We start from the raw sequence: 16,089 nt of genomic DNA, 5'->3' as shown, positions 1-16,089 counted from the left end.
AAGCCCTATTTATACAAGTTAAATAGGGCTTTAGTATTATTAATCAAAAAATTGTCGTAAGACTAATTAGTGATCATGTGCTGCTGTAACACCACCGTGCGGCGTACGGAAGTTTTCAACCATTTGTTGGATATGAGCGGGTGCTGGACCTGTTACTCTTAATACAGCGAAAGCAACTGCAAAGTTAACAGCAGCGCCAACTGCACCAAAGGCATTAGGAGAAATACCAAAGAACCAGTTAGGACCCATATCACCTAGGAAAGAAGTGCCTGGGATAAACATAAAGCCTTTGTGTTGGAACACGTATAACATAGTTACACCGATACCCGAACACATGCCCCAAACTGCTGCTGGACCACTCATCTTCTTAGCAAATATACCCATCATTAGTGCAGGGAATATTGATGATGCGGCCAAACCAAAGGCTAGCGCCACCGTTCCTGCGGCAAAGCCAGGCGGATTTAAACCAAGCCAACCAGCAACCATCACTGATATTGTCATCACAATTCGACCTGCGAGTAACTCATCTTTCTCTGACATGTCAGGTGTTAAAATACCTTTCAATAAATCGTGGGAGATAGAGGAGGATATCGCTAATAACAGACCAGCGGCAGTAGACAACGCAGCCGCTAAACCACCGGCGGCAACTAAAGCAATCACCCAGTTTGGTAAGTTTGCGATTGCTGGGTTAGCAAGTACCATAATGTCACGGTCAACTTTAACCATTTCATTCGTCGCTTTATCAGCAGTGTATTGTATTTTACCATCGCCATTCTTGTCTTCGTATTGTAAAAGACCTGTTTTTTCCCAATCTTTAAACCATTGTGGACGTTCAGCATACTCAAGGTTCTGACCAGCTACGGGTTCAATAGTGTTCATTAGGTTCAAACGGGCCATTGCGCCAACTGCCGGAGCAACTGTGTATAACAAGGCGATAAAGACTAATGCGTAACCTGCAGATTGACGTGCTGCTTTAACTGAAGGTACGGTAAAGAAGCGCATAATAACGTGAGGTAAACCGGCAGTACCTATCATTAGAGATAGCGTATATGCGAACATATTTACTGAGCCGCCCATGTTGTCAGTGGTGTACTCTTTAAAGCCTAATTCAGTAACAACTAAGTCTAATTTATCAAGTAAATAAACACCACTACCGTCAGCCAACGTTGAGCCTAAGCCTAACTGTGGAATAGGGTTACCCGTTAATTGTAGTGAAATAAAGACAGCAGGAATAGTATAAGCAAAAATCAATACTATGTACTGAGCAATTTGCGTGTAAGTAATACCTTTCATACCACCCAATACGGCATAAACCCAAACAACGAACATACCGATGTAAAGACCTAAATCGTAATCAACTTCTAGGAAGCGAGAGAAAGCAACACCCACACCTTTCATTTGACCAATGATGTAAGTTAATGACGCGATGATTAAACAAACAACGGCAACGACACGTGCTGTTTTTGAGTAATAACGGTCAAAAATGAATTCAGGTACAGTGAACTTGCCGTGCTTACGTAAGTAAGGAGCAAGTAGCATGGCCAGTAGTACATAACCACCAGTCCAACCCATTAAGAAAACTGAGCCACCATAGCCAAGGAAAGAAATCATCCCTGCCATTGAAATAAATGACGCGGCACTCATCCAATCGGCACCAATTGCCATACCATTTTGTAGTGGGGTAACACCACCACCAGCAACGTAAAAGTCACTAGTTGAACCGGCACGAGCCCACCAAGCAATACCAAAGTAAACGGCGAAAGAACCGAACACAGCAATGTATGTATAGAGTTTTAACTCATCCATTATGATTCCTCGACGTTATATTTTTTATCAAGATCGTTCATTTTTTTGGTGTACCAAAAAACTAAACCGACAAAAGTGTAAATTGAACCTTGCTGTGCAAACCAGAAACCTAGTTTGTAGCCACCGATACGTATTTCATTTAAAGGTTCTACTAATAGCAAACCGAACCCAAATGAAACGACGAACCAGATAACAAGACTTATAAATATTAGGCGCAGATTTTCTGACCAATATGTCTGTTTCTCTTCCATTATCCTCTCCTAGCAACTTAACTTATCTGGGTTTTAGCCCAGTTATTATGTGAAGCGTTTATTATTTTTTTACGCTTGATTTATCACCTGTTTTACCAATTAAGGCAGTAGTTACGTTTACTATTAATTCGGATCGCGATAAAACCAAAATCAAAATTCATAGTGAAATTTAACTATTATTGACACTAACAAGGTTTTTCGAATTGAGGTATTACACTTTAGTCTAGATTTTATACTTTAGGGTTGACGTAAGTGGGCTAAATACACTAAAAATAGCTATCTACTAAGTATGTTTTGTTAAAGGCTGAAAGAATATGGATCATGAACTCGCCGAGATTAGTGCTTTCCTTCAAGTGATTCCACCATTCGACACCATACCCGAATCGGTGATGTTACAGTTAGTTAAAGAAATAAATATTTGCTATGTAAGGGCCAAGCAACCGTTACCACCTAATGGTATCGAAGAGGCGCGTCTTTACATCTTACGCAAAGGTGCTTTGGTTTATACCGACCATAATGGTCAGTTAGTGGGAAAATATACCGAAGGTGAAATTTGCAGTGTCTTTTGTCGACCCGCACAACGCAATGAAGTGGAGGTAAATACTGAAGAAGACACTTTACTGTACAGTCTTGATTATCAAACTCTGCTGTCTTTAGTTGCAGACTACCCACAAATAGACGCTTTTTTTATGCAAACTGCTGCAGAACGTTTAAAAGGAAAAATGAGTAAGGTTAATGAAGACGCAATTATTAATTCTTCACTGATTAATAACCCGATTAGTCAATTTTATCACCAACCGGTATTAACCATTAACAGTCATCAAAGCATACAAGAAGCGGCGCTAAAAATGACTGAAAAAGATATTTCTTGCTTAGTCGTCATCGATGATAAAAAAAGTGGTGTCAGTGCACCTGTTGGTATAGTAACTGATAAAGATATTTGTCGACGTTGTGTCGCTGAAGGGTTAAGTTTTACCCAGCCAGTTAGCGAGATTATGACCACAGATATGGCAACGTTACCCGAGCAAAGTAGCGCTTATGATGCGCTTATGTTAATGATTAGCAAGCGTATTCACCACCTTCCTATTACTGGCTTTAGTGATTCTGGAGAGTATGGCGAACTAGTGGCGATGGTAACTATCACTGACTTAATGAATAATGAAGGCCATAACGCCGTCAATATCACCAGTATCATTCGTAAAGCGGCAACCATTAACGATTTGATCCGTATCAGTAAATTATTACCAAAATTACAAATTCGTATGGCTAAACTTGGCACCAGCGCTGATCATATCGGTAAAAGTATTAGCGCGATAACGATGGCATTTACGATTCGAATTATTGAAATGTCAGAAAAGATTAATGGTAAAGCGCCAGTTCCTTATGCATGGGTAGCTTGTGGTTCTCAAGCAAGGCAAGAGCAGCTTGCTCATTCTGACCAAGACAATGCTTTAATTATTTCTGATCAGCTACAACCTGAGCATGAAGCTTGGTTTGAAAACCTTGCCTCGTTTGTGTGTGATGGTCTTGCTGCCTGCGGTTTTATTCTGTGTCCTGGCGATATTATGGCTTCAAACCCTAAATGGCGACAACCACAAAAAATGTGGCATCAATATTTTGAGCAATGGGTGAATACGCCAAGCCCACAGGCGTTACTTAATGGTAGTGTCTTCTTTGATTTTGCTACAGTACATGGCGACGATTCTTTACTTAACGAAGTACGTAGCAAGCTGCTGGCAAAAACCAAAGGTAATAGTTTATTTCTCGCACACCTGTCTAGAAATGCTTTTATGCTGAGGCCACCACTGGGGTTTTTTCGGGATTTTGTGTTAATTTCTGATGGTGAGCATAAATCGAGTCTAGATATTAAGCACAATGGTATAGCGCCGATTGTTGATCTGGCAAGAATTTATGCGTTAGCCGAAGGGATCGCATCAGTGAACACTATAGAGCGGCTTAGAAAAGTAGCCGGAAGCCCTTCTATCTCTAAAGAGTCGGCGGCTAATTTAATTGATGCTTATGAATTTTTAGGTATCTTGCGTTTAGAGCACCAAGCCAATTTACTACAAGCAGGTAAAGAGCCAAATAATTATTTGTCACCAAAAAAATTATCTAAGCTCGAACGTGAACATTTAAAGGATGCTTTTAAAGTCATCAAAGCATTACAAGACAGCAGACAGTCAACGTACTAAGGTTAAATATGCTCAGCAATCACCCTTTGTTTTATTGGTTACTCGGTTATGAAACTCAACGAAAACGTGCTTGGGCGCGAGCGCCAGAAGGGGCCTTAAAAGACTTTCTTGCTGTTCGTTTTCCTGCACCTGATACACCATTAAATGATATTGAAATTTTGTCTGTTGATTTTGAAACCACTGGCCTTCATGCCCTTAACGATAAGTTACTGAGTGTTGGCTTTATTGGCGTAAAACAGCAGCAAATATCGTTAAAAGATAGCTATCATCAAATCATTAAAACGAAGGATGACCTTTGCGCAGATAACGTTATTATTCATCAAATAACCGATCAACAAAAAGAACAAGGCGCGCCATTAAAAGAGGTGGTTGAAGCCTTACTCAAAGCTTTGGCTGGAAAAGTAATGTTGGTACATTTTGCTCGCATTGAAAGACAATTTTTGCAACAAGCTTGTTTGGCACTTTATGGCGTAGTACCACCCTTTCCGATGATAGACACCCTCATGATAGCGAAGCGTCAACTTGATAAAAAGGATGTCGCTTACGACCCCTCGGAATTAAGATTGTCAACTTTGCGCCACGATCATGGTTTACCAAATCATTTTGCCCATAACGCTTTAAATGACGCTATAGCTACGGCAGAACTGTTAATGGTACAAATGAGTGAAATGTCTGATAACAACTCACTTAAATTGCACGATTTATTATTGTAATTTCGGCCCAATGAACCCATAAAAATTAACGGCAAGTAAATCTGTTAAAGGTAACGGTGATATTTTCAAGTTGACTATTATCTTTGAAAAAACACCCCTGATAACTTACTGTAGCTTTTATTTGAAATAGTTTATGGTGACCGTTTAGGCTTTATCAACTGAAGTTGATGTAGACTTAGCATTGGCTTTTATGATTTCAATATCTACTTTATCAATAAGTAATAAGACATCCGCTAATTTTTTTCTTAAATCAGCAGAGAGCTTGTTAGGGAAGCTACATTTTTTGGCGACAGAAAGTGATTCTCTGCGAATAACGATGTTAAGTAAGTTCTGAATAGAGTCGGTATTTGATAGTGCTAATGCGGGGAGTGGTTTTTCAACGGCTTGATTAAAGGTATCGTATGCTTCTTGTAATGCTACTTTTGCTTGTTTTAGTCTAGCCATGTAACCACCTATTTTATTGTTATTAAGAGCCTATTTGTATTTATCATGATTAATTAAAATACCTACGGCCCCTTCTACAATAAATAGATTTGAAAATTTGTCTAGTGTTATTCGTTAGTAATTAAACGATTGCAGTAGTGTTAACATTATTATCTTGCCTTGAACCTACAGCTAACCTTAGTTTCATGCTCTTACTTGATGATAAAATTTTAGTTGGTTAATTTCGCTTTTTTGATGATGGTAAATAATTCATCTTTTAAATGTAAACGCTGCTTTTTTTTTTGATCGAGATATTCATCAGAAGTATTTTCTGCCCCCTGTTCAATATGATGTACTTCTTGATCGAGCTCGTGATATTTTTTGAATAAGCGAGCAAAATGAGCATCATTCATTTTTAGGCTGCGTATTTCATCAGCAAATTCTGGAAACTTGTGGTGTAAATCATGTTTTCTATTATTATTTTTTATCCCTTATGTTGCGCAATTAATACAAGTTGTTGTGTAAGGTAAAGCGTGTAATCTTTCGATGTTTATTAGGGTGTCACAGCTTGCACAAACGCCATATTTTTTATTTTCTAGACGATTTAATGCGGCAGTAATATGCTTTAGTTCAGCTTTTGCTTGGTGATGAATTTCATCTAGCACTTCATCATTCTCGGTTTCGGTCGCTTGTTCGGCAAAGTCCTGTGAGCGACCTTGGTGTAAATCAGCTTCAATAGCACTTATGCGATGTTCTAGCTGAGTTTTTTTCTCTGTTAGCGAGGTTAATATTTCTTGATGAGTCATGTCATTTTCCTTTGAACGATAACGGCGATGACTTTATTTTATGACAACGTTGGCTAATTGTTTTGATTTAGCGCAAGTGCAGGCGAATAATTGGCAAATTAGGGCTGATAAATATAATGTAATGCCAATAAAAAAGACGCTGTAAGTGTCTTTTTTATTGGGTTATAAAGCTGTTTATTTAGAAAACTGAAACTCTTTGGGCGGCGTTGCTCCCATTAAATGTTCAACAAAATAATCCCAACGTTTGCGCATCATATAAGGTTCACGCGCAAAACCGTGGCCGCGATTAGGTAACATTAACATATCAAAATCTTTGTTAGCCTTAATCAAAGCTTCAACAACAATTAAAGTATTGTAAGGTGGTACATTGGTATCGGTTGTACCGTGAGCGATCAATAATTTACCTTGCAAACTGTCAACCGATAACTGGTTTGCTTGGCTGTCGTAATTGCTAATGCCCTCTTCATTTATAACTTCAAGACCATGGTATTTTTCGCCCCATTCATCAGCATAGTTACGGTTATCATGATTACCTGCCTGGGATACGGCTACTTTGTAGAAGTCTGGAAAAGTTAATAACGCACGAGTTGATGCGAAACCACCACCAGAATGGCCCCAAATACCAACGCGTGTCGCATCAATCCAATTATGACGCTTAGCTAACTGTTCAATGGCAGAAACTTGATCAGGAATACCACTGTCGCCCATATTGCCATAATAAAATTCATGGAAAGTTTTTGAGCGACCCGGTGTACCCAAGGCGTCGATTTCTATAACAATAAAGCCTAACTCAGCAATAGCTTGATTATCGCCACGAGCGCTACGAAAATGACGGCCACGAATACTACCTACTTGTGGACCTGGGTATAAATAATTAACCACAGGGTAAGATTGGCTGGCGTCAAAATTTGTTGGCTTGTACATTAAACCATAAATATCATTTTTACCGTTTCTGTCTTTAACAATAAATTCAACCGGTGCTTGCCAGCCAGACGCTTTTAATTGGCTAATATCCATGGTTTCTATGGCCAATTCTTTGTTATTACTAACGGCACGTACTCGGCTTATTTCAGCGGTTGTTGGTGTTGCTGCGCGGTCTAAAAAGTGTGTGCCGGCTTTGTTTAACGTAATGCGATGATGCTTTTTCTCGGGTGTTAATAAGGTTAACTCAGAGCCATCTTTGTTAACGCTGTAAAGATAATGGTAATAAGGGTCACTGCCTTCTTTACCTGCGCCAGTGAAAATAAGCTTACCCGTTTTTTGATTAACATGGAGTAATTCGATAACTGTCCAGTCACCTTGGGTAATTTGTTGTTTAACTTTCCCCGTTGCTAAATCTATTAGGTATAAATGTCCCCAGTTACTGCGCTGAGAAAACCAAATAGCCTCATTACTTTTTTCTAAATACTGCCAACTAATGCCATCGACACCTGATTCAAAAAAGCTTTTTTGCGTTTCTGACATAACACGCTTAACTTTACCGGTTTTAGCATCAGCAATTTTTAACGTGGCAGTTTTGTGATCGCGCGTAGAAGAAACAAAGGCAAATGTTTTACTATCGTCAGCCCAATCTATGTCTAATAGTTCGCCGTTACGTCCAGCGACATGGTCGGTGATTGTTGAACGGTGAGCATCGGGTGCCATATCAAGTGGCGTGACCTTTTTACTTTCAACGTCGATAACGACACGATGGATAGCAAATATATGTTCATCACCCGGTAACGGATACTTCCAAACGTCAATTTTTGGATGGCCAACGGCGGTTGACACTATGCCCATGTCACCTACGTTGCGGCCATCATGTTTAAAGGTGGTTAATTTTTTTGAGTCAGGCGCCCAAGTCACTACGGGAGAATCACGACGAACCCAGCCAGCATTATTGGTTGCATAGCCAAAGTCTTTAATACCGTCAGTGGTGAGTTGGCTTTCTTTATTTGTTATTAAATCACGTAACCATAGATTATGATTGCGAATAAATACGGCACGTTTACCATCAGGTGATAATTTTTCCGTACTTTTTTGGCTGAGTTCATCAAGCTGACATAAATAATGAGTTAAATCACATTGGTAACTCTTTGCCTTTACTGAAAATTTGATGTTGTTTGCAGATATAAACTCTACTTGAGTGAAAGGGAAGTTATCGTGGTTTACTTCACTATCAGTAATGCGAGCAAGTGATTCGGCTAATTTTTTATGATCGAATGCAAGAGACTTTTTCTGGCTATTAATATCAACTTTAAAAAATTTATCGCCTTCTTCAGTATGGCTGCGGTATACCAAAGTGTCATTGCTTGACCATAACGGATAATCAACAGTACCTGTTACTAACTTACTGGTATAGCTTGATAATTGTTGTTCAGCTTTTTTATAGTCGTCAACGCTTAGTTGTTTTGCCGACAACAGGGTTGGTGTCAGTGCAGAGATAATTGCAACGCCACTGGCAAGAATAAGAGATTTTCTCATCTAAATTTACCTTTTTTCATTATTAGTTATTCACTCGAGGATAATACAAGCAAAGCTATGATCAGCCTAACATTTCCTAACCGTTTCAAGTGTAATTATCGTTAAATAAACACTTTTATAAGATGAAAGAATCGTTATTAACAGGCCAAAAACATCCTCCTTTAGACTTATGTCTAATTTCTAAATAGCGATTAACGTTTTAAGTTATATCCATAAAATAAAAATAAAACGATAAAAAGTAGCCAAAAGATCGTATCTGCAGTTTTTCTGAGGCTAATACACAACAAACGGGGATAGCAAAATGTTTAACAAGAAAAAGCTTCTATTAGCAACAGGATTATTCGCACTGGCTGGCACAGCAAATGCAGCTTACGAAATTAAATTAGACAACGACGACAGTATTACTTTCGGTGGCTATATCAAAGCCGACGCACGTTACATAGACGGTACTGTTGCAGCAACTGATTATTGGTATGGTAGTGGCACAGCACTAGACAAGAGTATTTCTAACTTTGGTATTGCTGTAAATGAATCACGCATTAATACTAAATATAAACATGGTGATTTAACCGGTTTTATTGAAATGGATTTCTATGGAGACGCTGTTAGAGGAGGGGGTAATGAAATTATCTCAAATTCGTCAAACCCGCGTATTCGTCATGCATTTATTAAATATAAAGATCTATTAATTGGTGACACGTGGTCAACTTTTGTAAACACCAGTGCACTTGCAGAAGCCGCTGATTTTGGTGGTCCATTGTTATCGGCAGCTTTTATTCGTCAAGGACAAGTTCGTTACACTATGGGTAACTTTCAGGTCTCTGTTGAGAATCCAGAATCATATGGCGGTGTCAGTGGCAATGATTCTATGCCTGATGTTATTGCTCGTTACAATTTTAAAGGTGATTGGGGTAATGTCGCTATTGCCGCGGTAGCCAAACGATTACAAACCGTTGGTGGTAATGAAGAATCAGCGCTAGGTTATGGTATTTCAGGTCGCATTAATACTTTTGGCAAAGATGACTTTCGTTTTCAATTTCATGGTGGTGAAGTAGGTCGCTATATTGGCGTAACCGCATCAAAAGATTTAATTGGCGAAGAAGTTGAAGAAACAACCTCAATCAGCGTTGCATACCGTCATTTCTGGACCGAAGATTTACGAAGCACAGCCTTTTATGGTAACACCACAACAGAAGTTGCAGACTATGACCGTACACATTGGGGCGTAAATTTATTTAAAAATGTTACTCAGCAATTATCCTTTGGTGTTGAGGTAGGTAATTTTGAAATGGCAGATAAAAATGTTGATTCTGACTACTTACAATTTTCAGCAAAATACGTTTTATAAGTATACCGTCTCAGAAAAGCAAAGAATTCACACGTTTTGCGTTAGTTGACCTCCTATTCTGAGGTTTTTTGGGGAAGCTTTTGCTTCCCCTTTTTTATGTACAGGATGTACGGTATAGCGTGGTGGCATGGATGCCAAAGAACGCATATGTACAGGATGTACGGTATAGCGTGGTGGCATGGATGCCAAAGAACGCATATGTACAGGATGTCATCTTGAGACAAAAACAAGTGTCATCCTGAATTTATTTCAGGATCTAATGTTATGAATATGACAAGAAGCACAGATACTGAAACAAGTTCAGCATGACGAAGTCTTTTTTAGCATAAGTTCAGCATGACGGAGTCTTTAGAATAAGTTGGGTATGACGAGGTATTTAGAATAAATTCAGCACGACGCAGTATTTATAATACATAACCGTCATCCTGAATTTATTTAAGGATCTAGTCGTTGATACTGATAACTTCAGTATCAACATCCCCCTCTACTACTTTTTAAACTTAGCAAAGGCATCAGCAAAAGCGTTACCCATAGCGGCATTTTCACTCTTTTTAGCAGGTGGCTTTGTATTACGTTGCGGGTTTGGCTTAGCCATTTTGGGTGTGGTATTTTGTGAGCGAGGCTGCGGCTTATTCGTTTGCTGGTTTTGTTCTTGCTTGGTGGTCACTGTTTCATCTAAACGCATGGATAAGCTAATGCGTTTTCTAGCCGCATCAACTTCCATCACTTTTACTTTAACAATATCACCTGCTTTAACAATTTCACGCGGGTCGCTAACAAATTTGTCAGTCAGTGATGAAATATGTACTAAGCCATCTTGATGAACACCTAAATCGACAAAGGCACCAAAATTGGCAACGTTTGAAATAACACCTTCAAGTACCATGCCGACAGTTAAGTCATTAATGGTATTTACACCTTCTTTAAACTGTGCGGCTTTAAAGACAGGTCGAGGATCTCTGCCGGGTTTTTCTAGCTCACTAATAATATCTTTAAGCGTTAATTCGCCAATATTAATATCATTGAGATCTGCGATATTAATTTTACTCAATTGTTCACTATTACCGATTAAATCACTAATTTTGCTATTAAGGTGGGCAATGATCTTTTCAATAACTGGGTAGCTTTCTGGATGAACACCTGAATTGTCTAGTGGATTTTTACCACCTGAAATACGTAAAAATCCCGCTGCCTGTTCAAAAGCTTTTGGACCCAAACGCGCTACTTTCTTGAGTTCTTTTCTGTCATCAAAACGACCATGTTCGTCGCGGTAAGCAACGACGTTATCAGCCATCGTTTTATTTAATCCTGAAACTCGTGTTAATAGCGCAGCCGAGGCGCTATTTAAATCAACACCGACATTATTTACACAATCTTCTATGACATTGTCGAGGGTTTTACTTAGCTGGCTCTGACTTACGTCATGTTGATATTGACCAACACCAATCGCTTTAGGGTCAATTTTCACTAGTTCAGCTAATGGGTCTTGTAAACGCCGTGCAATAGAAACCGCACCACGAATGGAGACGTCTAAATCAGGAAATTCTTTTGCTGCAAATTCTGAAGCAGAATAAACAGAAGCACCTGCCTCACTGACCATCACTTTTTGTGGTTTATTTGCTTCTAAGGCTTGAATAACCTCTGCCGCGAGTTTGTCACTTTCACGTGAGCCAGTACCATTACCTATCGCGAGTAATTCAACTTTGTGTTGTTGGCATAAACTGACTAAGGTTCGTACTGATTTTTCCCAATGATTCTGTGGTGCGTGTGGGAAAATTGTCGCGGTTTGTAATAATTTACCGGTAGCATCAACAATCGCTACTTTACAACCCGTTCGCATACCTGGGTCTAAGCCCAATGTCGTTTTTGCACCAGCGGGCGCGGCCATTAATAAATCACTTAAATTGGTGGCAAAAACTTTTATCGCCCCATTTTCTGCTTGTTCACGTAAATTACCCAATAATTCAGTTTCTAAGCTTAGGCTTAATTTTATTTTCCATGCCCAGCGTACTACTTTAGTGATAAATTCTGCACCCGCCTGTCCGGTTAAACGCAGATTGTAGTGTTCACAAATAATTTGTTCAGCACTTGAGTACTGACTATCTTCTTGGTTTGGGTCTACGTTGATACTGAGTTGTAATATTTTTTCATTGCGACCACGCAACATCGCTAAAGCACGATGAGAGGGAACATTTTTTAATAATTCTGAGTGCTCAAAATAGTCGCGATATTTAGCGCCTTCTTGCTGTTTTCCTTTAGCGACAACACTGGTTAAATGCGCTTGCTTTAATAAATGCTTACGCAGCTTTTGTAATAAATTGGCGTCTTGAGCAAAACGTTCAATGAGGATATAAATAGCGCCCTCAAGGACTAATTTTTCATCGCTAAAACTTGCATCATTATTGATAAAAGTTTTTGCTTCAACTTCTGGCGTTAACGCCCAGTTATTATAAAGGTTATTGGCAAGTGGTTCTAAACCCGACTCTATGGCTATTTGGCCTTTAGTGCGACGCTTAGGTTTAAACGGCAAATATAAATCTTCTAAACGGGTTTTGTTGTCTGCGGTTTGTAATTCTTTTTCTAATGCAGGCGTTAATTTATCTTGTTGGGTGATGCTGGTAACAATGACTTTTCGACGGTCTTCAAGCTCACGTAAATAACTTAAACGTTGATCAATGTGGCGCAGATGATTATCGTCTAACCCTTGAGTAACCTCTTTACGGTAACGCGCAATAAAAGGTACGGTTGCGCCGTCATCAAGCAAGTTAATTGCTGAAGTTATCTGAGCGGTTTTAACGTTAAGTTCTGTTGCGATGAGTTCAGCAATGGTAGCCATTAATTGACGAGCCTTTTTGAAAGAATAAGTTTTAAAGCATTATGTTGCTATGGTTTGATAGCAGCATCAATTTGCTTGTTAGGTTTGTGGGTGAAGATTAATGATTGAAAAAAGAATGTTTTGTTTATCACGTTTTCGTGTGAAAAACATTAGCCAAGTTAGACCTCAGTAAGGTCACTTGGCATTCAATGGCGATGTTAGAACGCTTAATTTTCGGGTAGGTCTGTTGGTAAATCGGCAGACAACCACTGACAAATCAGGTCGTTTGCTGTTTCTAACCCCGTATATTTTAATGATGAAAAAGCTTGTACGGTAATATCAGCATTTAACGATGCTAAGGCTTTTTTAACCTGAAGCACTTCAGCACTTCTTTTACCTTGTGAAAGCTTGTCACATTTTGTTAATAACGCCAATATTGGTAAATCACTGTCCGCGGCCCATTGGATCAAGTCCATATCAAGATCTTTTAACGGATGACGAATATCCATTAAAATAACTAGGCCTTTTAAACAATCACGTTTTTCTAAATATTCGCCAAGCGCTTTTTGCCATTTCTTCTTCATTTCAATTGGAACTTTGGCAAAGCCGTAACCGGGTAAGTCAACTAAACGTCTGTTAGGTGCGACTTCAAAAATGTTAATAAGTTGCGTTCGACCTGGTGTTTTACTGACACGAGCTAAACCGCGTTGGTTGGTTAAGGTATTTAGTGCGCTTGATTTACCCGCATTTGAACGTCCCGCAAAGGCCACTTCTATACCGTTGTCTTCAGGCAAGCGACGAATATCCGGCGCACTTAAAGTGAAAGTGGCTTTACTTAAATGAATAACAGGTGATGACAAAATGGTGTCCAATAACAAATAAAAAAAGCATTATATCTTTTTTTTCTCGTGAAACAGTAAAAAGTGTCATTTTTTAAGCTTAATTTTTACTATGCTTATTACACCGTGATGATATTAGTGTAAAATGTGACTAGTTTTTATATTCATCCGTTTATTTTTTAGTGAATACTTAATCAATAGTAATAGAGCAGAGAGCCATTCAATGAATAAAATTATCTTTTCGTTAATTCTTGCCGTAACGAGTATTAATGTCGCGTTCGCAGCAACCGGAAATGTTGATACAGGTAAAAGTAAAGCCGCTATGTGTAGTGCTTGTCATGGTGCTAATGGTATTGGCACAAGTGATGCGTTTCCTAACTTAGCGGGTCAACATGCTGCCTATATTGTTAAACAACTACAAGCATTTAAAAGTGGTACACGTGTCAACGCTATGATGGGGTCAATGGCTGCTGGCTTATCTGATCAAGATATGACTGATATTGGTGCTTACTTCTCAAGTTTAGATAGAAGTGGCGCAATCGTTTCAGTTGAACTTGATAGCATGTATTCAGCCCCGACTGCCGTAGTAGAAACTGTAGCTTATGTTGGCAATGCTAGTGCCGGTAAGAGTCTTTACGAATTAGGTGACGCTTCACGTAATATTGCTAGTTGTATTGGCTGTCATGGGAAAGAGGGCAATAGTCAGGTACTAATCAACCCTAATTTAGCCAATCAACATGCCCAATATATTGAAAAGCAATTACATGCTTTTAAAGATAAAACGCGTATTAACTATGCAATGAATCAATTTGCTGGTGCGATGACCGATGAAGATATTGCCGATATGGGCGCTTATTTTTCTGATACCAAGGCCGTTGCTCATGTAAAGTCCAAACGTGTGACTAAGGTCGCGGTTATTACGGAAGAAGCGATTGCTGGAAAAGCAAAGTCAGCGATGTGTAGTGCTTGTCACGGTGTGGACGGTAATAGTTTAGTGCCTATGTATCCAAAATTAGCAGGACAACATGCGGAATATACGGCTAAACAACTTAAAGAGTTTAAATCTGGTGCGCGTGAAAATGCGGTAATGGCAGGTATGGCGGCAGCTTTGTCTGAGCAAGATATGGCTGAATTAGGCGCATATTTTGCCAGTCAAAAACCAACGCCAGGTAATGGCAAGGGCTCTGAACTAGGGCGAAAACTATACTTTGGTGGAGACACAGCTCGTGGTATTACCGCTTGTATCGCTTGTCATGGCGCAACGGGTAAAGGTGTTGCAAAAGCTGGTTTCCCTGTTGTTGCTAATCAAAGTGTTGAATACCTAACTGCACAGTTAATGAGTTTTAAAGCCGGTGAACGCTATAATGATCGTAATGGTATGATGCGAAATATAGCTAAACGTTTGAAGAAAGATGACATTGATGCATTAGCGCAATACATGTCTTCAATGAAATAAAACACGGTTAAAGGAATATTTTTAAAAAAGCAGCTTAATAAGCTGCTTTTTTATGCCTGTTAAGTGATCAATAAATTAGTGCGATGGGTATAACTTGTGTAAACTGTTTGATATTGAAGACTGCAATGCCTAAGGTAATCACCTTACCTATCATTGCTAGCCACATTTAATTATCTACATATAGAGAGCTCATTGATGAAAAGAATACTACTAAGCTTGGTTTTATTAGGAACAAGTGCACTAAATATCAGCTATGCTGCCCAAGGCAATGTTGATGCCGGTAAAACAAAATCTGCAATGTGTGGAGCATGTCACGGTGTTGATGGTAATAGCTTAGTACCTATGTATCCTAGTCTGGCTGGGCAAGGTAGTCGTTATATCGCGAAACAATTAGCTAACTTTAAAACTGGGCTAACTTCGGGTGGAAAAGAAGGTCGTGTTAATGCAATTATGGGTGGTATGTCCATGGCATTGAGCGAACAAGATATGCTTGACTTAGGTGCTTATTATAGTGCACAACCTGTAAAGTATGCGGGTGGAGAAACCAGTAATGTTGGCAAAAAACTATATTTTGGCGGTGACCTAGAGCGTGGAATTACCGCTTGTATTGCTTGTCATGGCGCTGATGCAAAAGGTATGTCACAAGCTGGTTTCCCGGCTCTGGCAGGACAAAATGCAATGTACTTAACTGCTCAGTTGGAAAGTTTTCGTTCGGGAGCTCGCTACAATGACAATAATGGCATGATGCGAAATATTGCGATGAAACTAGAAGATGCAGATATTGCCGCCTTAGTGCAGTACATGGCGACGATAAAATAGTCGCTTATAACGCATGTAGTCCTGAACATTGTCTTTATTTGCCATTCATGGCACCAAGACATACCGTTCATCCTGAACATAAAGCAGCTTAATAAGCTGCTTTTTTATTGGCTAAGATACGTTAATGTCGTAGACTAAAATAGATATTATTAGTTGGT

The 16,089-nt window shown here is 39.2% G+C and carries 13 protein-coding genes; 5 read left to right on the top strand and 8 right to left on the bottom strand.

The annotated features are described in order from the left end of the window. Positions 1 to 66 precede the first annotated feature (66 nt). On the bottom strand, positions 67 to 1,806 hold the full coding sequence (locus tag H4J67_RS06295) for a sodium:solute symporter family protein (RefSeq protein WP_182175130.1): 1,740 nt from the start codon (positions 1,804 to 1,806) through the stop codon (positions 67 to 69). Beyond that, positions 1,806 to 2,057: a DUF4212 domain-containing protein gene (locus tag H4J67_RS06290; RefSeq protein WP_070375432.1), complete on the bottom strand. Its 252-nt coding sequence runs from the start codon at positions 2,055 to 2,057 to the stop codon at positions 1,806 to 1,808. The genes H4J67_RS06295 and H4J67_RS06290 overlap by 1 nt, the downstream gene beginning before the upstream one ends. 314 nt (positions 2,058 to 2,371) lie before the next feature. Here H4J67_RS06290 and H4J67_RS06285 point away from each other — a divergent pair, with 314 nt between their 5' ends. Together H4J67_RS06285 and H4J67_RS06280 are read left to right on the top strand one after the other, a co-directional pair. Next, positions 2,372 to 4,249 (top strand): putative nucleotidyltransferase substrate binding domain-containing protein, encoded by a 1,878-nt coding sequence (locus H4J67_RS06285; protein WP_182175132.1) that lies wholly within the window; start codon positions 2,372 to 2,374, stop codon positions 4,247 to 4,249. 8 nt (positions 4,250 to 4,257) lie between these two features. After that, positions 4,258 to 4,962: an exonuclease domain-containing protein gene (locus H4J67_RS06280; RefSeq protein WP_182175135.1), complete on the top strand. Its 705-nt coding sequence runs from the start codon at positions 4,258 to 4,260 to the stop codon at positions 4,960 to 4,962. Positions 4,963 to 5,106: 144 nt separating this feature from the next. Here H4J67_RS06280 and H4J67_RS06275 read toward each other — a convergent pair whose 3' ends face one another. The 4 genes from H4J67_RS06275 to H4J67_RS06260 form a co-directional block, all read right to left on the bottom strand. After that, positions 5,107 to 5,406, bottom strand: coding sequence for a hypothetical protein (locus H4J67_RS06275; protein WP_070375435.1), 300 nt, complete (start codon positions 5,404 to 5,406; stop codon positions 5,107 to 5,109). Between the two features lie 209 nt (positions 5,407 to 5,615). After that, complete coding sequence (locus H4J67_RS06270; RefSeq protein ID WP_182175138.1) at positions 5,616 to 5,798, bottom strand: YdcH family protein; 183 nt, start codon at positions 5,796 to 5,798, stop codon at positions 5,616 to 5,618. Between the two features lie 78 nt (positions 5,799 to 5,876). Continuing rightward, positions 5,877 to 6,191, bottom strand: a complete 315-nt coding sequence (locus H4J67_RS06265; RefSeq protein ID WP_182175141.1) for a TraR/DksA C4-type zinc finger protein — start codon at positions 6,189 to 6,191, stop codon at positions 5,877 to 5,879. 174 nt (positions 6,192 to 6,365) lie between these two features. After that, a complete protein-coding gene (locus tag H4J67_RS06260; protein WP_182175144.1) occupies positions 6,366 to 8,654 on the bottom strand; it encodes a DPP IV N-terminal domain-containing protein in 2,289 nt (762 codons plus the stop codon). A 301-nt stretch (positions 8,655 to 8,955) separates the two neighbouring features. On the opposite strand from H4J67_RS06260, the gene H4J67_RS06255 reads away from it, so the two are divergent. After that, positions 8,956 to 10,002 (top strand): DcaP family trimeric outer membrane transporter, encoded by a 1,047-nt coding sequence (locus H4J67_RS06255; RefSeq protein ID WP_182175147.1) that lies wholly within the window; start codon positions 8,956 to 8,958, stop codon positions 10,000 to 10,002. A 487-nt stretch (positions 10,003 to 10,489) separates the two neighbouring features. Here the strand turns inward: H4J67_RS06255 and H4J67_RS06250 are convergent, their stop codons facing one another. Then, positions 10,490 to 12,838: a Tex family protein gene (locus H4J67_RS06250; RefSeq protein ID WP_182175148.1), complete on the bottom strand. Its 2,349-nt coding sequence runs from the start codon at positions 12,836 to 12,838 to the stop codon at positions 10,490 to 10,492. Between the two features lie 206 nt (positions 12,839 to 13,044). After that, positions 13,045 to 13,677, bottom strand: coding sequence for a ribosome biogenesis GTP-binding protein YihA/YsxC (gene yihA / locus H4J67_RS06245; protein ID WP_220463295.1), 633 nt, complete (start codon positions 13,675 to 13,677; stop codon positions 13,045 to 13,047). 202 nt (positions 13,678 to 13,879) lie between these two features. Here yihA and H4J67_RS06240 point away from each other — a divergent pair, with 202 nt between their 5' ends. Further along, positions 13,880 to 15,112 carry a cytochrome c gene (locus H4J67_RS06240; protein WP_182175151.1) on the top strand — a complete coding sequence of 411 codons (1,233 nt, stop codon included), beginning with the start codon at positions 13,880 to 13,882 and terminating at the stop codon, positions 15,110 to 15,112. A 195-nt stretch (positions 15,113 to 15,307) separates the two neighbouring features. Then, positions 15,308 to 15,931 carry a cytochrome c gene (locus H4J67_RS06235; protein WP_182175154.1) on the top strand — a complete coding sequence of 208 codons (624 nt, stop codon included), beginning with the start codon at positions 15,308 to 15,310 and terminating at the stop codon, positions 15,929 to 15,931. Positions 15,932 to 16,089 lie beyond the last annotated feature (158 nt).

Source organism: Colwellia sp. BRX10-4 (assembly GCF_014077465.1).
Classification (GTDB): domain Bacteria; phylum Pseudomonadota; class Gammaproteobacteria; order Enterobacterales; family Alteromonadaceae; genus Colwellia_A.
This window is presented reverse-complemented; position numbering and strand designations above follow the sequence as displayed.